Origin of the sequence: Dactylosporangium sp. CA-139114 (assembly GCF_050955725.1) — a bacterium.
Lineage (GTDB): Bacteria > Actinomycetota > Actinomycetes > Mycobacteriales > Micromonosporaceae > Dactylosporangium.
The window spans coordinates 6438759-6456201 of the sequence record NZ_CP192080.1; the positions used below are offsets into that span (position 1 = coordinate 6438759).

Sequence of the window (17443 nt, forward strand, 5' to 3'; positions counted from 1 at the left end):
GAGGCCGGGCGGCGGATTTCCGGCGAAGTTTCAACCGCTGTTCCAGCGTTACGATCCATGTGCATGACCTTCGTACCTGAGTCCTGCGAGCTGCTGGCGTTCGGTGAGCCGACGCACCTCGAGGACGCCGTCCCCCGCCGGCGCAACGAGCTGTTCGCCGAGCTCGCCGGCCGGGGCTTCCGCACCATCGCGCTCGAGATCGACCGGGTCGCGGCGATGCTCGTCGACGACTACGTGCGCGACGGCGTCGGGGACCTCGACACGGTGCTGCGCGACGGCTTCTCGCACGGGTGGGGCCGGCTGGCGGCCAACCGCGAGCTGGTCGTGTGGATGCGGGAGCACAACGCGGCACGGCCGCCGCACGAGCGGCTCTCGCTGCAGGGCTTCGACGCGCCCACCGAGAACATGAGCGCGCCGAGCCCGCGGGGCCACCTCGAGCACGCCCGCGGCTATCTGGGTCTGGACCTGGATCTCGACCGGCTCGCCGGCGACGACGAGCGGTGGTCGCGGACCGAGGCCGTGCTCGATCCGGCGCAGTCGCCCGGCTCCGGCCCCGAGGCCGCCGAGCTGCGCACGATCGCCGAGCAGATGTGGACCGAGCTGCACATGCGGGCGCCGTCGCTGATCGCGGCCACGTCCACCGCGGCGTGGCGCCGGGCCCGGACGCAGCTGACGGGCGGGATGCAGCTGCTGCGGTACCACCGCGCCTGCTCGATCCCCGGGCTCGACCACAGCGTGCGGGTGTCGCGGCTGATGGCCGTGCGCGACGTGCTCATCGCCGAGAACATCCTCGACCTGCGGGACACCCCGGCGCTGCTCTACGGTCACAACCTCCACCTGCGCCGCGGCCCGAGCCGCTGGACGATCGGCGAGCTGGAGCTGAGCTGGAGCGGCGCCGGGTCGATCGTCGCGCCGCTGCTGGGCGCCCGGTACCAGGTCATCGCCGGCAGCCTCGGCACCAGCGCGGTCAAGGGCCTCGGCGCGCCCGATCCGGACACCTACGAGGGGCGGCTGCGCCCGGGCCTGACCCCGGCCTGCGAGGTCCCGGCCGCGCGCACCCGCACCGACATCACACCCCAGATGGGCTACTTCCCGCTGGACGCGGACACCGTCGCCGGCGTCGACGCCGTCCTGCACGTCCCCGGCTGAGTCGTGCCCCCGCACCGGCGCATCCCGGAGACCGGCGCGACGGCCGGCGAGCTGGTGCCGGGCCGGTGAGCGACCGCCGGGGCGGCGCGGGCCGGCCCGGCTCACCAGGCGAAGCGCTCGCGGTGCAGGCGCGGGGCGGGGACGCCGACGCGGCGGGCGGCGCGCAGGACCGCGTCGGTCCACGGGTCGGGGCCGCACACGTACACGTCGTGCTCGGCGAGGTCGGGGGCCAGCGAGCGCAGGGCGGCCAGGTCGTCGTAGTCGGCGTAGCCGACGGGGAGCCAGGAGCCGGCCGAGGCGCGCGGGCCGACGAGCGGGACCAGCCGGACGCCGCGGTCGCGGGCGAGCCACTCCAGCTCGGGCAGGAAGGCCACGTCGTGGGGGTGGCGGGTGCGGTACACCAGTGTCGCCTTGCCATGGCCGTAGGGCAGGTCCCACAGCAGGGCCAGCAGCGGCGTGACCCCGATGCCGCAGGCGAACATGGTCACCGGGCCGCCCGAGTAGGTGCCGGCGGTCATCCGGCCGTACGGGCCCTCGATGACGACCCGGGTGCCCGGTCGCAGCCGGGCCACCCGGGCCGTGCCCGCGCCGACGGTCTTCACGGTGATGCGCAGCCGGTCGCGGCCCGGCGGCCCCGACAGCGAGAACGGCTTGCCCAGCAGTGCCCCGTGGCCGTCCAGGAACCGCCAGACGAAGTACTGCCCCGCGCGCGCCGGCAGCCGGTCCAGGCGGCGGCCGCGCAGGTACACGGAGACCAGCCCCGGCGCCTCCTCGACGACGCGGTCGACGGTGAGCCGGTGCCGCAGCGTGCGCCAGACCGGCAGGCCGAGGCGGAAGACCACGGTGGAGCCGGCCGCGGCCGCGTACATGGCCCACCAGAACGCCCGCGCCGCCGGGGAGGCGAAGTCGCTGCCCAGCCACAGCTCGTGCGGGACGGCGAGGGCGATGCCGGCGTACGCGTACAGGTGCAGCAGGTGCCAGGTCTCGTACCGCATCCGGCGCCGGACCGGCCGCAGCGAGGTCGCCGTCACGAGCACGAGCGCGAGCAGGCCCAGCAGCGCCGGCCACATGCCCCGGTACACGCTCAGCAGCGTCCCCAGCTGGTGCAGCGGATCGGTGCCCGCGCGCCGGGCGGAGGCGGCGAGCGCGAGCCCGGCGTGCGCGAGCAGCAGCACGAACGAGGCCGAGCCGGTCCAGCGGTGCCAGGCGCCGAGCGTGTCGCGGCCGAACGCCCGCTCGACCCAGGGGATCCGCGCGATGAGCAGCACCTGCAGCAGGAGCAGGTCCGTCGACCACAGCGCGGCGAGGCGCCCGGCGGCCGCGAGCCCGGGCGCCGACGTCGCCAGGCCCGTGAGCCACAGCCAGGTGACGGCGGCCAGGCTGGCGGCCGCGATCAGCTTCGCCGTGGTGCGCACGGCGATTGACGGTACGAATGCCGGGGTTTTCGCCATAGCGTTTGTGAACTAACCCTCGGATCGCGGAAAAGCGTTATCCACTGTTCCGAATCAAGCAAGCGCTTGGTAGCCTACGGCATGCGGTTCGGCATCCTCAGCCCCGTCGTCTTCCGGCCGCCCGGGCAGTCCAGCCCCTGGGAGGCCGGTGCGGGCCCGGCCGAGCTGGTCCGGGTCGCGGTGGCGGCGGACCGGCTCGGGTACCACCACCTGACCTGCAGCGAGCACGTCGGCGTGCCGGTGCGCATCGCCGCGCGGGCCGGCGGCACCTACTGGGACCCCCTCGCGACCCTGGGCTTCCTCGCGGCGCACACGACTCGCATCCGGCTGGCCACCCACGTGCTCGTGCTCGGCTACCACCACCCGCTGGCCATCGCGAAGCGGTACGGCACCCTCGACCTGCTCAGCGGCGGGCGGGTCGTCCTCGGCCTCGGCGTCGGCAGCCTCGCGGAGGAGTTCGCGCTGCTGGGGGCCGACTTCGACGGGCGGGGCGCCGCGGCCGACGACGCGATCGCGGCCATCCGGGCCGCGTGGGGCCGGGCGGTGCCCGAGTACGAGGGCACCCACTACGCGTTCCGGGACCTCCTCGTCGACCCGCACGCGCCGCGGACCCGGGTGCCGCTGTGGATCGGCGGGTACACCCCGCGCTCGCTGCGCCGGGCCGCCGAGCTCGGCGACGCCTGGGTGCCGTTCGGCCTGCCGCCGGAGCGGATCGGGGCGATGCTGGCCGCCGCCGAGCGGCCGGAGGGCTTCGAGGTGATCCTCAACCCGCCGCCGCTGGACCCGATCGCCGAGCCCGGCGAGGCGCGGCGGCACGTCGAGGAGTTCCACGCGGCCGGCGCCACGATGCTGAACATCGTCCTGCGTCACCGAAGCGTGGAGCACTGCGTCGAGCAGCTCGAGGCGCTGCGCCGACTCTTCCCGGAGGCCTTCGATGCCGCAGCGTGACGAGGTGCTCGCCGACCTGCAGCGCCGGGTCCGTGAGCTCGAGGACCGGCTGGCGCTCATGCAGCTGCTGGCCACCTACGGACCCGCGGTGGACAGCGGCTCCCCGGAGCCGGCCGCCGGGCTGTGGACCGACGACGGCGTCTACGACGTGGACCCGGCGCCGCTGCACGGCCGGGCGGCGATCGCCGGCATGGTGACCGGCGAGCCGCACCAGGGGCTGATCCAGGCCGGCGCCGCCCACCTGCAGGGCCTGCCGCACCTGCGCGTCGACGGCGATCGGGCCGTCGCCATCGCCTACTCACAGCTGGTGCTGCGCGACGAGGCGACGGACACGTTCCGCACCTGGCGCACCGGCGTCAACCGGTGGGAGTTCGTGCGGACCGCCGAGGGGTGGCGGTGCACCCGCCGGGTCAACCGGCAGCTGGACGGCGGCGCCGAGGCGCGGGACCTGCTGCGAGAGGCGCTGTAGTGCCGTCCAGGGCGAACCGCACGCCGGTGGCGTCCTCCGCGACGGCCCACAGGCGCGCGGCGAGGGCCGGGTCGGCCGCGTGCGGGGCGATCGCGCCGGCGTGCACGCGGTCGTCCCACTTGCGCAGGCGCGGGCCGATGAAGTCGCCCGGGCGCGCGGCCGGGTCGGTGGCCGCGTAGAGGATCGGGATCGCCGCGCGGTCGGCGGGCCGGCCGACGGCCGCCTGCAGCACGCTCATGAACGCCCGCCCGGCGCGGCTGGGCCCACGTGCACGATCCGCGCCCGGCCGTCGTCGCGCATCCGGTCGAGCAGCAGGCCGGTCAGCGCGAAGTGGCCGAGGAAGTTGGTGGCGAACGTGCTCTCGAAGCCCTGCGCGCTCAGCTCCCGCGGCCGGTTGCCGATGCCCGCGTTGTTCACGAGCACGTCGACCGGCTCCCCGACGCCCGCCGCGAACGCGCGCACGGAGTCGAGGTCGTTGAGGTCCAGCACCCGCGCGTCGAACCCGGCCGCCCGGGCCGGCGTGCGCACGGCCGCGATGACGTGCGCGCCGCGCCGTTCGAGCTCGCGCCCGACGGCCTGCCCGAGCCCGCTGCTGGCCCCGGTCACGATGACGGTACGCCCGGCCATGTCCATGACGGTCCCCTTCCCAGAACGGATAATCTATCCGCTGATGGCCCGACCGTAGCACAGAACGGATGAGTTATCCTCTAGCTGTGACGCTCCGCGCCGACTCCGCCCGGGTTCGGGCCCAGATGCTCGCGGCCGCCCGGGAACGCGTGCGCGCCGGCGACCTGGACCTGCCCATGAACGCCATCGCCAAGGACGCCGGCGTGGGCGTCGGCACCGCATACCGGCACTTCGCGAGCCGCCAGGCGCTGCTGGAGGCCCTCGCGGCGCAGAGCCTCGGGGCGCTCGTCACCGACGCCGAGGCGGCCGCGGCCGACCCCGAGCCGGCCACCGGCTTCGCGACCCTGCTGCGCGACGCGCTGCGGCTGCTGCGCGACGACCCGACGCTGGCGCTCGTGCTGGCCTCGGCCCAGCCCGCCTGCCTGGACGCGACGACGGACCTGCACGCCCGGCTCGGCGCCGCGGTGACGACGGTCCTGGCACGGGCCCGGGCCGAGGGCGTGATCCGCCCCGACGTCGACGCCGACGACGTGCGGCGGCTGATCTGCGGCGTGCAGCACGCGGTCGACGCGGGCACCGACGCGGGCGCCGCGGACCGCTACCTCGACATCCTGCTGGCCGGCCTCCGCGCCGCCCGGTAGGCGCGGCGGGAATCACCGAGGTACAGCCTGCGCTACCACGATCGGCCAGTGGGCTGCATCGCCCCGGGGCCGTGGCGCTCATAGCGTTCGATGCATGCCAACGAATACACGTGTTCTCGTCGCGGCCGGGGTCTCGGCCGTCCTCGCGGCCGGGGTCGTGGCCGTGCCGCCCGCGCTCGCCGACCCGGGGCGCGACGGCGTCCGGACACAGCTCGAACACCTCGTGCGCGACGACGGCTTCCCGGGCGCGCTCGCCTCCGTGCGCGGCCGCGACGGCCGCGTCCGCGACGCCACCGCCGGCGACAAGGTGCCGGTCAACGGGCAGGTGCGCATCGGCAGCAACACCAAGACGTTCACGGCCGTCGTCGTGCTGCAGCTCGTCGGGGAGGGCAAGATCGAGCTGGAGCAGAGCGTCGAGCACTACCTGCCCGGGATCGTGCACGGCAACGGCAACGACGGGTCCCGCATCACGGTGCACCAGCTGCTGCAGCAGACGAGCGGGCTGCCCGACTACGACGACGTGCTGTTCGCCCGGCCCGACGATCTGGTCGCGCTCAGCCACGCGTACTTCGAGCCGCGGCGGCTCGTGGACGCGGCGCTCACGAAGCCGCCGAGCTTCGCGCCCGGGGCGAAGTGGGAGTACAGCAACACCAACTACGTCCTCGCCGGGCTCATCGCCGAACGGGTGACCCAGCGGCCCATCGGCGAAGAGATCACGCGGCGCGTCATCGAGCCGCTGCGCCTGCGCGACACGTACTGGCCGGGCGTCGGCGAGCAGCGGCTGCGGGGCCGCCACCCGCAGGGCTACGTCGCCGTCGCGCCGGGCGCCCCGTGGGTCGACGTCACCGAGATGGACCCGTCGCTCGGGTGGTCCGCGGGCCAGCTCGTCTCGACGCCGTCGGACCTGCGGGCGTTCTTCGAGGCGCTCGTCGCCGGCCGGCTGCTGCGACCGGCCCAGCAGCAGGCCATGCTGACGACCGTCCCCGCGGCGGACTTCGAGCCGACGCAGCATTGGTCGTACGGCCTGGGCATCGCCCGCCACGAGCTGCCCTGCGGCGGCGTCGCCTGGGGCCACGGCGGCGACATCCAGGGCTTCGAGACGCGCAACCTCGTGACCACGGACGGCCGCGGCGCCGTCGTCGCCGTCACCGGGCTGCCGACGTCGCTCGACATGGTCAAGGACGTGACGGGCAGCGTCGACGCGGCCCTGTGCTGAGGCCGCTCAGCGCTCGGCGTAAGGGCTCGCCCACGCGAACCGGTCCGCCGCGCTGAGCCGCTCCATCTGCTCGTCGCTCAGCTCCAGCTCGACGCCGTCCAGCGCGGTGTCGAGCTGGTGCGGCTTGCTGCCGCCGAGCATCGGGCGCAGGCCCCGGCGCAGTAGCCACGCCAGCACCACCTGCCCGCGCGCGGCCCCGGTCTCGGCGGCGACGGCGTCGAGCACCCGCAGGCGGGCCGCGTTGCCCGGGTGGTCGTACACCGGCGGGATCGCCTTCGCCGGGTTGTCGTAGGCGCCGGAGAGCAGCGGCGTGTACGCCCACACGGCCATCCCGTGCTCGGCGGCGTAGTCGGCCTGCTCGTCGCTGAGCACGCCGAAGCGGTGCTCGACGCCGGGCGGGAGCGTGCCGGGGCGGGGCCGCAGGTAGGTGGCGTTGAGCTGCAGGGCGTCGAACGGCCTGGCCCCGGACCGCAGCGCGTGGGCGCGGCCGCGCTCGACGAGCCACGCGGGGTGGTTGGACACCCCGAACCGGTCCGCGGCGAGCCCGGCGAGGGCGTCGACGGTCTCCTCGATCGGCACCGAACGGTCCTCCTGGTGCAGCCAGAGCAGGTCGACGCGGTCGATGCCGAGGCGGTCGAGGCTTCCGGCGAAGGCGTGCCGTACCGCCGCCGCGCTCAACCCCTCCCGGCGGGCCGGCCACGAACCGGGTTCGAGGGGCTCGGCCCCGAGCTTGGTGGCGATCCGCACCCGTTCCCGCACGCCGGGCCGGGCCGCGAGCCACCGCCCGAGCACGCGCTCGCTGGCGCCGCCCCGGCCGTCGCCGGCGGCCCAGAACGCGTAGCAGTCGGCCGTGTCGATCCAGGCGCCGCCGCGCTCGACGAACCGGTCGAGCAGCGCGAACGACGTGTCCTCGTCGACGGCGGTACCGAACATCATCGCCCCGAGCACGAGCGGGGACTGCCGAGTCTGCGTCATGCGCAAGACCCTGGCACCTGGAGCGCGCTCCAGGTCAAGGGGGAGACGGCGGTGGAGCGGACCCCGGCCGCGCATAGTCGCGGGCGAGCGGGGTAGTCCCCGCGATCGTGCGCATCGAGCCGCAGGCCGTGCTGAGCCCGCTGACCCGCACCGCCCTGTTTCTCGTGGTCACCCTCGACCCGGGCGGGGAGTCCACGGCCCGGGACCTGCTCGCCGACCTGCCGGCGCTGCAGCGCGCCCTCGGGTTCAACGCGCCGCAGGGCCGCCTCAGCTGCGTCGCCGGCATCGGCTCGAACGCGTGGGACCGGCTCTTCGCCGGCCCGCGCCCCGCCGACCTGCACCCGTTCCGGAACCTCTACGGACCCGCGCACCAGGCCGTCGGTACACCCGGGGATCTGCTCTTCCACATCCGCGCCCAGCGCCTGGACCTGTGCTTCGCGCTCGGCGCCGAGATCATGCGGCGCATGCGCCCGGCGACCACGATGCAGGACGAGGTGTACGGCTTCAAGTACCTCGACGTGCGCGACCTGCTCGGCTTCGTGGACGGCACCGAGAACCCGACCGGCGCGGCGGCCCGCGACGCCGTGCTCGTCGGCGAGGAGGACCCGGTCTTCGCGGGCGGCAGCTACGTGATCGTGCAGAAGTACCTGCACGACCTCGAGGCCTGGAACGCGCTGCCGGTCGAGGAGCAGGAGCGCGCGATGGGCCGCCACAAACTGTCCAATGTGGAGCTGGCCGGCAAGCCGCCCGACTCACACGTCGCGCGCACCGACATCGGCCCGAAGATCCTGCGCGACAACATGCCCTTCGGCTCCGCGGGCCGGGGCGAGTTCGGCACCTACTTCATCGGCTACTCCCGCACCCCGTCGATCATCGAGCACATGCTGGAGCGCATGTTCCTCGACGACCCGCACGACCGCATCCTGGACTTCTCGACCCCGGTCACCGGCTCGCTGTTCTTCGCCCCGGCCACGACCTACCTGCTGCAGCAGCAGGAGTAGGCCGCGGCCGGTGCCGTGTCAGCGGGCCACGTACCGCGCCAGGTGCTCGCCGGTCACCGTCGAGCGGGCCGCGACCAGCTGTGCCGGTGTGCCCTCGAACACCACGCGGCCGCCGTCGTGGCCGGCGCCGGGGCCGAGGTCGATGATCCAGTCGGCGTGGGCCATGACCGCCTGGTGGTGCTCGATCACGATGACCGACTTGCCGGCGTCGACCAGCCGGTCCAGCAGGCCGAGCAGCTGCTCCACGTCGGCGAGGTGCAGGCCGCTGGTCGGCTCGTCGAGGACGTACACGCCGCCCTTGCCGGCCATGTGCGTGGCCAGCTTCAGCCGCTGGCGCTCGCCGCCGGAGAGGGTCGCCAGGGGCTGGCCGATGCCGAGGTAGCCCAGGCCGACATCGGCCAGGCGCGCCAGGATCGCGTGCGCGGCGGGCAGCCTGGCCTCGCCGTCGGCGAAGAACGCCCCGGCCTCGGTGACCGGCATGGCGAGCACCTCGCTGATGTCGTACCCGCCCAGCTTGTACCGCAGCACCGACGCCTCGAAGCGCTTGCCGTCGCACTCGTCGCACACGGAGGAGACGCCCGCCATCATGCCGAGGTCGGTGTAGACGACCCCGGCGCCGTTGCAGGTCGGGCAGGCGCCCTCGGAGTTCGCGCTGAACAGGGCCGGCTTGACGCCGTTGGCCTTCGCGAACGCCTTGCGGATGGGCTCGAGCAGCCCCGTGTACGTCGCCGGGTTGCTGCGCCGCGAGCCCTTGATGGTCCCCTGGTCCACCGCCACGACCCCGGCCCCCGGCGGGACCGAGGCGTGCATGAGCGAGCTCTTGCCGGAGCCGGCGACACCGGTGATCACGGTCAGCACGCCGAGCGGGACGTCGACGTCCACGTCGCGCAGGTTGTTCGCGTTCGCGCCGCGGATCTCCAGCATCCCCGTCGGCTTGCGGACCGCGTCCTTGAGCGCGACCCGGTCGGCGAGGTGCCGCCCGGTGACCGTGTCGCTCTCGCGCAGCTGCGCCACGGTGCCCGCGAACATGACCTGGCCGCCCGCGCTGCCGGCGCCCGGGCCGAGGTCGACGACGTGGTCGGCGATCGCGATCGTCTCCGGCTTGTGCTCGATGACGAGCACCGTGTTGCCGTTGTCGCGCAGCTGCAGCAGCAGCTCGTGCATGCGCGCGATGTCGTGCGGGTGCAGGCCGACGGTGGGCTCGTCGAAGACGTACGTCACGTCGGTCAGCGGCGAGCCGAGGTGCCGGACCAGCTTGACCCGCTGGGCCTCGCCGCCCGAGAGCGTTGCGGCGGGGCGGTCCAGGCAGAGGTACCCCAGACCGATGCGCACGAACCCGTCCAGCGCGTGGCGCAGCCCCTCCAGCACCGGCGCCACCGACGGCTCGTCCAGCCCGCGGACCCACTCGGCCAGGTCGCTGATCTGCATCGCGCACGCGTCGGCGATGCTGATGCCCCGGACCTTCGCGGTGCGGGCCGGCCCGGCCAGGCGGGTGCCGTCGCACTCCGGGCAGGTCCGGAACGCGACCGCCCGCTCGACGAAGGCGCGCACGTGCGGCTGGAGGGCGTCGACGTCCTTGGCCAGCATGGACTTCTGAAGCTTCGGGATGAGGCCTTCGTAGGTCAGGTTGACCCCGTCGACCTTGATCCTGGTCGGCTCCTTGTGCAGGAAGTCGGCCAGCTCGCGCTTGGTGAACTGCTTGATGGGCCTGTCCGGGTCGAAGAAGCCGCAGCCGAGGAAGATCCGGCCGTACCAGCCGTCCATGCTGTAGCCGGGCACCGTGATCGCACCCTCGGCCAGCGACTTGTCCGCGTCGTAGAGCTGGGTCAGGTCGAGCTCGGTGACCGAGCCGCGGCCCTCGCACCGCGGGCACATGCCGCCGAGGCGCTCGAAGGTGGCCCGGACCGTCGAGCGGTTGCCGCGCTCGACGGTGATGGCGCCGCTCGCCCGCACCGACGGGACGTTGAACGAGAACGCGTTCGGGCCGCCGATGTGCGGCTGCCCGAGCCGGCTGAAGAGGATCCGCAGCATCGCGTTGGCGTCGGTGGCCGTGCCGACCGTGGAGCGCGGATCGGTGCCGAGCCGCTGCTGGTCCACGACGAGGGCGGTGGTCAGCCCCTCCAGCCGGTCGACCTCGGGCCGGGCCAGGGCGGGCATGAAGCCCTGCACGAACGAGCTGTACGTCTCGTTGATCAGCCGCTGCGACTCGGCCGCGATCGTGCTGAACACCAGCGAGCTCTTGCCCGAGCCGGAGACGCCCGTGAACACCGTCAACCGGCGCTTGGGCAGCTCGATGCTGACGTCCTTGAGATTGTTCTCGCGCGCGCCCGTCACGCGGATCAGGTCGTGGCGGTCAGCGGCGTGCCTGCCCATGTCGTCTCCCTACGAAGTCCGGCGGCCGTTCATGCTCCTCACCGCTCCCGCGCGCCGGTCTGGCGCCGCGCGCGGGAGCGGGGGCCGGGAGCGCTCACTGGTCCTGCAGCAGACCGAGGACGTTGCCGTCGGCGTCGAGAACGGTGGCCACCAGGCGCCCGTTGCCCACGTCGTGCGCGGCCTCCTTGACGGTGCCGCCGGCCGAGGTGATCTCGGTGATCTTCCCCGTGATGTCCGAGACGTGCCAGTAGGCCACCGGCGCCGTCTCGCCCTGCGGGCCACGGTTGGGCACGAGCCCGATGTGCTGCCCGGCGACGTCGTAGCCGACGTAGTACGCGGAGTCGTGCTGCGGCTCGAGGCCCAGCAGTGCGGTGTAGACGGCCTTGGCCTTGCCGAGGTCGGAGACGGGGTGCAGCACGGTCTTGATGCCCAGGTTCTCGATGTTCGTCATGCGTTCGAGCCTAGGTGCGCCCCTCGGCCCGCACTTCTCGATTCCTGATCGAAGTCGTGCCGGGGTCCCACGAACGATGCCGTGTCGGCGCCGTGTCGCTCCCGTGTCGGCGGGCCCGCGCAGGCTCCCGGCATGACGAACCCTTCAGTCACGATCGTCGGTGCCGGACTCGGCGGCCTCGTCCTGGCCCGTGTCCTGCACGTGCACGGCATCCCGTCCACCGTGTACGAGGCCGAGCGCTCGCCTGCGGACCGGGCCCAGGGCGGGCTGCTCGACATCCATGAGTACAACGGCCAGCCGGCCCTGGCCGCCGCCGGCCTGACGGCGCAGTTCCGCCGGATCGTCCTGCCCGGCCGCGAGGCCTACCGGGTCGTCGACCGCGACGGCACCGTGCTGTTCGACAAGCCCGACGACGGCTCCGGCGACAGCCCCGAGGTCCCCCGCGCGGCGCTGCGCCGGATGCTGCTCGACTCGCTGCCGCCCGGGACCGTCCGCTGGGGCCACAAGGTCACCGCCGTACGCGGTCGCGGCTCCTACGAGCTGACCTTCGCGGACGGCGCGTCCGTCGTCACCGACGTGCTCGTCGGCGCCGACGGGGCCTGGTCGCGGGTCCGTCCCCTGCTCACGGACGCCACTGCCGCGTACGGCGGCACCGCCGCGATCGAGACCTTCCTGTTCGACGCCGACCGCCGCCACCCGGCGGCCGCCCGAGCCGTCGGCGGCGGTGCGCTGTTCGCCTTCGACACGCGCGCGAGCGGCAAACTGTTCCTGGTCCATCGGGAGGCCGACGGGAACCTGCACGCGTACCTCTGGCTGTCCCGGCCCCTGGAGTGGTTCACGGCCATCGACTTCGGCTCCCCGGCCGCGGCCACGGCCCGGATCGCGCGGGAAGTCGAGGGCTGGGCCCCTTCGCTGACCGCCCTGATCACGCACAGCGACACGCCCCCGGTCCTGCGGCCCCACTACGCGCTGCCGACCGACCTGCGCTGGAACCGCGTGCCGGGCGTGACCCTGCTCGGCGATGCCGCGCACCTGCAGCCGCCGAACGGCGAGGGCGCGAACCTGGCGATGCAGGACGGCGCCGAGCTCGGCTTGGCCATCGCGGCTTCTCCCGGCGACGTGGAGGCCGCGCTCACGTCGTATGAGGAGGCGATGTTCCCGCGAAGCGCGGCGGCGGGGACGGAGGGCGCGGTCAACAACGCCGTGCTGCTGGGCGCCGACGCGGCCGAGAACCTGGTCTCCCTGCTCTCCGGGGCGCGATAAGTCGGGCACTTCGTGCCACGACTTACCAGATTTATCGCCTGACAGGCGCTAAGTCCGATTCCAATCTGACCCGGCCCGGTGCGCGATGATGAGGGCGTGCGGATCACGACGCTCGGGCCCCTGGCCGTCGACGGCCGGCCGGTGCGGGGCGACCGCCTGGCCGCGGTGATCCGCGAGCTCGTCGACGCCCGGGGCCGCACCGTCTCCACCGGCGCGCTGATCGACGCGGTCTGGCTCGGCGCGCCGCCCGACGACGCCACCGGCGCCGTGCAGGCCCTGGTCGGCCGCGTGCGCCGCCTCGGTGTGCCGGTCCTCGCGGCGCCCGGCGGCTACCGGATCCCGGCCGGCGAGGTGGAGATCGACGCCGTCACCGTCCGCGAGCTGACCGACCGGGGCCGGCAGGCGCTGACGGCGGGCGACGCGGTCCGCGCGCGGGACCGCGCCGACGAGGCGCGGGCGCTGTTCCCGCAGATCCCGGAGCTGGACGAGGCCGGCATCGCCCGGCTCTTCGGCGACGTCGTGACCCTGCGGGCGGAGGCCGCGCTGGCCGCGGGCGGGCCGTTCGACGAGGCCGACCTGCGCCGGTTGGCGACCCGGGTGCCGCCCGACGAGCCCGCCGCCGCGCTGCTCGTGCGGGTCCTCGCGGCGCAGGGCCGCGGCGCCGAGGCGCTCGACCTGGTCGGGCGGGTGCGTGAGGAGCTGGCCGAGCGGTACGGCGCCGACCCCTCCCCCGCCCTCGCCGACGCGCACCTGGCCCTGCTGCGGGGGCAGCTGCGGACCGCCCGGCCCCGACCGGCGGCCGGTCTCCCCGCCGCCTGGCGCCGGGCCGTGACCCCGCTGGTGGGCCGCGAGCCGGACCTCGCCGCCGTCGGCCGGGCGCTGCTGGAGGCGCCGCTGGTCACCGTCGTCGCGACGGGCGGGGCGGGCAAGACCCGCCTGGCCGCCGAGCTCGCCCGCTCGCTCAGCGGCTCCCGGCCCGTGCACGTCGTCGAGCTGGCGGGGCTGCGCTCGCCGTCCGAGGTTCGGCCGGCCGTCCTCGCGGTGCTGACCGAGGCCGAGTTCGACGGGCTGCTCGTGCTCGACAACTGTGAACACGTCCTCGGCGCCGCCGCGCAGGTCGTGGCCGAGCTGCTGGCCGTGGCGCCGCCCGAGGCCGGCGTCCTGGCCACCAGCCGGGCGCCGCTGGGTCTGGTCGGCGAGGTCGTCCACCGGCTGCCCGCGCTGCCCGACGACGAGGCGATCGCCCTGCTGGAGGCCCGCGTCCGCGCCGGCGGCTCGGTGCCGGCCTGGCCGCGGGAGCGGGCGCTCGCACTCGTCAACCGGCTCGACAACCTGCCGCTCGCCCTCGAACTGGCCGCCGCCCGGCTGCGGCACATGCCGATCGACGACGTCCTGGCCGGCCTCACCGACCGGTTCGCCCTGCTCGACGACGCCCTGCGCGGCCTGCCCGAGCGCCACGCCAGCCTGTGGGCGATGGTCGACTGGAGCCGCGAACTGCTCGGCCCCGCCGAGCGCGACCTGCTCGAACGGCTGGCGGTGATCCCGGCTCCGTTCACCGCCGACACCGCGACGGCCGTGGCCGGTGGCGCCGACGTCCGCCGGGGCCTGTCGATCCTGGTCGAGCAGTCCCTGTTGCGCCTGGACCGCGACCGCTACCGCATGCTGGAGACCGTCCGCGAATACGGCGAGGCGCGGCTCGTCGCGTCCGGCGGGCGGCGGGCGGCCATGGCCGGGCTGGTCGCGTGGGCCGCGCGCCGGGCCGTCGCGCTGATCGGCGACTTCATCGGCCCGCGGCAGCTCGAGGCGATCGCGGGCTGCGCGGCCGACCAGGAGAACCTCCTCGCCGCCCTGCGCTGGGCGATCGAGCACGACGACGAGCCGGCCGCGGTCGACATCGCCGGGGCGCTGCTGCAGCTGTGGACGGTACGCGGGCAGCATCACGAGGCCAGCGCCGTGGCGCGCACGCTGCTGCGCCTCGACGACCCGGCCGCCCGGAGACGCTCGGCGATCCAGCAACCAGCGGCCGCCGCAGGACCGCGGCCGCACGCCGATCGGCTCGCCTGGCTGCTGGTGCTCATCGGCGTCAACGCCGGCAACACCGGCCCGTTGCGGCTCAACGCGCTGGCCCGCCGCGCCCTGCGCAACCTGCTCGCCCAGCGCCCCGGCGAGGTGCGGCCCCGGACGGTCGCGCTGGCCACGGCGCTGCCCGGACTGGAGCAGGCCGACCCGGACCGCAGCCTGGCCGACGCCGCGCTGCTCGTCGCCCACCCGGACCCGTACGTCCAGGGCATGGGCCATTTCATCCGCGCCGTCCTGCTGGACAACGCCGGGCCGCGGCCGGACGCGGAGCTCGCCTACCGCCGCTTCGAGGCCGTCGGCGACCACTGGGGCATGGGGATGGCCGCCCACGCCGCCGGGCACGCGCTCAACGCCGGCCCCGGCGCACGCACCGACGAGTGGCTGCGCCGCAGCGAGCGCCACCTCGACCTAGTCGGCGCGGCCCAGGACGCCCGCTCGGCCCGGGCCGTGCTCGACACCCACCTGGCCCTGGCCGGCGACACGGAGGCCGAGCGCCGCCTGCTGGAGATCGCCGGCTCGGAGCAGGCCGACGAGGTCGACCTCGGCCAGGCGCACCTCGGCCTCGCCCAGCTGGCCTGGCGCCGCGAGCGGCACGACGAGGCGCTGACCCACGCCGAGGCCCTGCTGCGGACCGCTGCCGGCGCGACGGAGGCCGGGATCGAGTTCCGCATCGCGGGTGCCGTGCTGGATCTCTGGGTCGCCGAGGCCCGCCCGGCCGCCGGAGCCGGCGCCCGCGCCGCGGAGGCCCTGCGGGACTGCCGCGCCGACGTGCTGGCCGCCCACGACCGCCCGCTGTTCGGGGCCTGGGCCATGGGCGGCGCCGAGCTGGCCGCCTTCCGCGGCGACACCGCGGCGGCCCGCGAACTCTGGGCCCTGGCCACCCGCATCGGCGCGAACGTCGGGCTGTTCTTCGCGCTGGGCCGCGGCGAGCGGCTCACGGACGCCCTCGGCGACCGGGCGAGCCGCGAGGCCCTGCTCGCGACGGCCGCCGGGCTGACCGGGGTCCTCGCCGCCCGCCGCATCGGCGCCGTGATGGACGACCTGCTCGCGTAGGCCGACGTCGCTGCGCAGTACAGTCGGGCGATGCCCGAGCTGGAGCGGCTGCACGCCGGTCACGCCCCGGCGGTCCTGGCCTTCGAGCTGGCGAACCGCGCCTACTTCGCCGCCTGGATCTCCGACCGCGGCGACGACTACTTCGACCGGTTCACCGACCGCTACAACGCCCTGCTGGCCGAGCAGGAGGCCGGCATCTGCGCCTTCTACGCGCTCGTCGCCGACGACGGCTCGGTGCTCGGCAGGTTCAACCTGTACGACATCCAGGACCGCACCGCGACCCTCGGCTACCGGGTCGCGCAGCATGTCTCCGGCCGCGGCGTGGCGACCGCGACCGTCCGGGAGCTGTGCCGGCTGGCGACGTCCCAGCACGGGCTGCACACACTGCGGGCGGCCACCACCAGCCAGCATGCCGCGTCCCAGCGGGTGCTGACCAAGGCCGGGTTCGTCCCGGTCGGGCCGGCCGACCCGGCCCACGTCGGCGGGAAGCCCGGCACCTGGTACGAGCGCGACCTGACGCGCTAGCTTGATCTTGCACCTGTGCGGCGCGGGCGGTGATGCCGCAGGGCCCCGATGCCGGCACCGTCGCGAGGGCGACAGCGGATTCGCGGCGTCCCCGGCCAGTTCGGCCGGGGACGCCGCGGCAGGGCGGATCAGTCAAGCCGGCGGCTGCGGGGCCGGCTCACCTCGAAGCGCGCCGAGCCGACTCGGCCAGCGGCAGGCCACCGAGTCTGGCTCAGTTGCCGAGCGACGCGCTGACGGGTCAGGCGCACTGGTTGAAGTTCGCGGACGTGTAGGACAACAGGTGGTGATCACTGCCGACGTACATGCCCCATTGCCCACTCGTGTTCCGGGTGAACGTCACGTATCTGCCGGTTTCGTCGCTGCTTGCGCTTCCTCCCAGCCAGTGGCCGATGTAGGTGAGCGTCAGGTAGCCGGAGGTGCCGGGGGCCGGGCCGCGTAGGTAGCGCGCCGCCGTGGTGAGGGTCTGGCCTCCGACGATCCCATCGGCCGAGAGCCGGTGGAAATCCTGCCAGCTTTCCGTAGCCGCGTTGGTCTTGCTGCCGAACCGGCAGTCGATGGAGGCGAAATAGTCGGATTGGCCGTCCGCCCAAAGGATGGCCTGCCACATGGCGGCAACGTTGCTGTGGGCGTACGACGATGTGGAGAGCAGGCCTTCGTCACCCCAATCGTCAGTCCAGTCTCCGCTGCCGGAGATGTATCCGCTGCTCGCGCTTGCTGACGCGGGCGTTGTCGAGACCGCGAGGCCGCTGACACTGAAGGCCGCGATCACGGCCACAAGCGTCGCGAGGTTCTTCCTCAAAGCACGCCTCCCTCTTCCATTCCGAGTAGTGCGACCGCCGCCGCGACCGCGACGGCCGCGCCGCGGACGGCGGTTCTTCCGTGATTCGCGGTCGTCCGTACCTTCTGTGGTTTCACGAAGTCCCTCCGTTTTGCGTGGACGCGGCGCTGGGTCAGACACGCCGCCCGGCTCTTGCGATGTCCAAGGTGCGCGACGGGGCTGGCTCGCGCTAGATCTGGCGGGCAAGGTGGGCCAGGACGGGATGTTCAACGCTCTGAGCTGCGGCGATACCCCCATGGGTGACGCGTCCCTGGGACGGCGCGCGGCCGTCCGGACCGCTTCAGGAGCGCTGACGACCACCAAGGCGGTCGCTGACTCGTCGTTGGTTGACTGTCACTGGTTCATTGATATCCTCAAATGAATGAGGTGACAGGATTGTCGGAG

General features: G+C 74.3%; 16 protein-coding genes. 9 read left to right on the top strand and 7 right to left on the bottom strand.

Annotated elements, in window-relative coordinates; genetic code table 11:
* Positions 1-63: 63 nt before the first annotated feature.
* Positions 64-1149, top strand: coding sequence for an erythromycin esterase family protein (locus ACQP2P_RS28530; RefSeq protein ID WP_433605869.1), 1086 nt, complete (start codon positions 64-66; stop codon positions 1147-1149).
* 101 nt (positions 1150-1250) lie between these two features.
* Here ACQP2P_RS28530 and ACQP2P_RS28535 read toward each other — a convergent pair whose 3' ends face one another.
* Positions 1251-2564, bottom strand: a complete 1314-nt coding sequence (locus ACQP2P_RS28535) for a ferredoxin reductase family protein (protein WP_433605871.1) — start codon at positions 2562-2564, stop codon at positions 1251-1253.
* 117 nt (positions 2565-2681) lie between these two features.
* Between ACQP2P_RS28535 and ACQP2P_RS28540 the strand changes: the two genes are divergently transcribed.
* On the top strand, positions 2682-3548 hold the full coding sequence (locus ACQP2P_RS28540) for a TIGR03619 family F420-dependent LLM class oxidoreductase (RefSeq protein WP_433605873.1): 867 nt from the start codon (positions 2682-2684) through the stop codon (positions 3546-3548).
* On the top strand, positions 3535-4017 hold the full coding sequence (locus tag ACQP2P_RS28545) for a nuclear transport factor 2 family protein (RefSeq protein ID WP_433605875.1): 483 nt from the start codon (positions 3535-3537) through the stop codon (positions 4015-4017). Before ACQP2P_RS28540 ends, ACQP2P_RS28545 begins: the two co-directional genes overlap by 14 nt.
* On the opposite strand, the gene ACQP2P_RS28550 is transcribed toward ACQP2P_RS28545, so the two are convergent.
* Together ACQP2P_RS28550 and ACQP2P_RS28555 are read right to left on the bottom strand one after the other, a co-directional pair.
* On the bottom strand, positions 3959-4255 hold the full coding sequence (locus tag ACQP2P_RS28550) for a hypothetical protein (RefSeq protein ID WP_433605877.1): 297 nt from the start codon (positions 4253-4255) through the stop codon (positions 3959-3961). The two genes, ACQP2P_RS28545 and ACQP2P_RS28550, sit on opposite strands and share 59 nt — an antisense overlap.
* Complete coding sequence (locus tag ACQP2P_RS28555; RefSeq protein ID WP_433605879.1) at positions 4252-4644, bottom strand: SDR family NAD(P)-dependent oxidoreductase; 393 nt, start codon at positions 4642-4644, stop codon at positions 4252-4254. The genes ACQP2P_RS28550 and ACQP2P_RS28555 overlap by 4 nt, the downstream gene beginning before the upstream one ends.
* Positions 4645-4730: 86 nt before the next feature.
* Between ACQP2P_RS28555 and ACQP2P_RS28560 the strand changes: the two genes are divergently transcribed.
* Positions 4731-5285: a TetR/AcrR family transcriptional regulator gene (locus ACQP2P_RS28560; protein ID WP_433605881.1), complete on the top strand. Its 555-nt coding sequence runs from the start codon at positions 4731-4733 to the stop codon at positions 5283-5285.
* Positions 5286-5379: 94 nt separating this feature from the next.
* Positions 5380-6501 (top strand): serine hydrolase domain-containing protein, encoded by a 1122-nt coding sequence (locus tag ACQP2P_RS28565; RefSeq protein WP_433605883.1) that lies wholly within the window; start codon positions 5380-5382, stop codon positions 6499-6501.
* Positions 6502-6507: 6 nt separating this feature from the next.
* On the opposite strand, the gene ACQP2P_RS28570 is transcribed toward ACQP2P_RS28565, so the two are convergent.
* Complete coding sequence (locus ACQP2P_RS28570; protein ID WP_433605885.1) at positions 6508-7476, bottom strand: aldo/keto reductase; 969 nt, start codon at positions 7474-7476, stop codon at positions 6508-6510.
* A 107-nt stretch (positions 7477-7583) separates the two neighbouring features.
* On the opposite strand from ACQP2P_RS28570, the gene ACQP2P_RS28575 reads away from it, so the two are divergent.
* Positions 7584-8477 (top strand): Dyp-type peroxidase, encoded by an 894-nt coding sequence (locus tag ACQP2P_RS28575; RefSeq protein ID WP_433605887.1) that lies wholly within the window; start codon positions 7584-7586, stop codon positions 8475-8477.
* Between the two features lie 18 nt (positions 8478-8495).
* On the opposite strand, the gene ACQP2P_RS28580 is transcribed toward ACQP2P_RS28575, so the two are convergent.
* On the bottom strand, positions 8496-10850 hold the full coding sequence (locus ACQP2P_RS28580; protein ID WP_433605889.1) for an ATP-binding cassette domain-containing protein: 2355 nt from the start codon (positions 10848-10850) through the stop codon (positions 8496-8498).
* Between the two features lie 94 nt (positions 10851-10944).
* Entirely contained in the window at positions 10945-11301 is a 357-nt protein-coding gene (locus tag ACQP2P_RS28585) for a VOC family protein (protein WP_433605891.1), read from the bottom strand.
* Positions 11302-11433: 132 nt separating this feature from the next.
* Here ACQP2P_RS28585 and ACQP2P_RS28590 point away from each other — a divergent pair, with 132 nt between their 5' ends.
* From ACQP2P_RS28590 to ACQP2P_RS28600, 3 genes are all read left to right on the top strand, one after another.
* Positions 11434-12564 (top strand): FAD-dependent oxidoreductase, encoded by a 1131-nt coding sequence (locus ACQP2P_RS28590; RefSeq protein WP_433605893.1) that lies wholly within the window; start codon positions 11434-11436, stop codon positions 12562-12564.
* 96 nt (positions 12565-12660) lie between these two features.
* A complete protein-coding gene (locus ACQP2P_RS28595) occupies positions 12661-15696 on the top strand; it encodes a BTAD domain-containing putative transcriptional regulator (RefSeq protein ID WP_433605895.1) in 3036 nt (1011 codons plus the stop codon).
* Positions 15697-15726: 30 nt separating this feature from the next.
* Positions 15727-16221: a GNAT family N-acetyltransferase gene (locus tag ACQP2P_RS28600; protein ID WP_433605897.1), complete on the top strand. Its 495-nt coding sequence runs from the start codon at positions 15727-15729 to the stop codon at positions 16219-16221.
* A gap of 238 nt (positions 16222-16459) precedes the next feature.
* Here the strand turns inward: ACQP2P_RS28600 and ACQP2P_RS28605 are convergent, their stop codons facing one another.
* On the bottom strand, positions 16460-17020 hold the full coding sequence (locus tag ACQP2P_RS28605) for a peptidoglycan-binding domain-containing protein (protein ID WP_433605899.1): 561 nt from the start codon (positions 17018-17020) through the stop codon (positions 16460-16462).
* Positions 17021-17443 lie beyond the last annotated feature (423 nt).

What these genes read in the sequence shown, in the direction of transcription:
- ACQP2P_RS28530 (WP_433605869.1), top strand. Translation starts at nt 64, where the DNA reads ATGACCTTCGTACCTGAGTCCTGCGAGCTGCTGGCGTTCGGTGAGCCG.
- ACQP2P_RS28540 (WP_433605873.1), top strand. Translation starts at nt 2,682, where the DNA reads ATGCGGTTCGGCATCCTCAGCCCCGTCGTCTTCCGGCCGCCCGGGCAG.
- ACQP2P_RS28545 (WP_433605875.1), top strand. Translation starts at nt 3,535, where the DNA reads ATGCCGCAGCGTGACGAGGTGCTCGCCGACCTGCAGCGCCGGGTCCGT.
- ACQP2P_RS28550 (WP_433605877.1), bottom strand. Translation starts at nt 4,255, where the DNA reads ATGAGCGTGCTGCAGGCGGCCGTCGGCCGGCCCGCCGACCGCGCGGCG.
- ACQP2P_RS28555 (WP_433605879.1), bottom strand. Translation starts at nt 4,644, where the DNA reads ATGGCCGGGCGTACCGTCATCGTGACCGGGGCCAGCAGCGGGCTCGGG.
- ACQP2P_RS28565 (WP_433605883.1), top strand. Translation starts at nt 5,380, where the DNA reads ATGCCAACGAATACACGTGTTCTCGTCGCGGCCGGGGTCTCGGCCGTC.
- ACQP2P_RS28570 (WP_433605885.1), bottom strand. Translation starts at nt 7,476, where the DNA reads ATGACGCAGACTCGGCAGTCCCCGCTCGTGCTCGGGGCGATGATGTTC.
- ACQP2P_RS28580 (WP_433605889.1), bottom strand. Translation starts at nt 10,850, where the DNA reads ATGGGCAGGCACGCCGCTGACCGCCACGACCTGATCCGCGTGACGGGC.
- ACQP2P_RS28585 (WP_433605891.1), bottom strand. Translation starts at nt 11,301, where the DNA reads ATGACGAACATCGAGAACCTGGGCATCAAGACCGTGCTGCACCCCGTC.
- ACQP2P_RS28590 (WP_433605893.1), top strand. Translation starts at nt 11,434, where the DNA reads ATGACGAACCCTTCAGTCACGATCGTCGGTGCCGGACTCGGCGGCCTC.
- ACQP2P_RS28600 (WP_433605897.1), top strand. Translation starts at nt 15,727, where the DNA reads ATGCCCGAGCTGGAGCGGCTGCACGCCGGTCACGCCCCGGCGGTCCTG.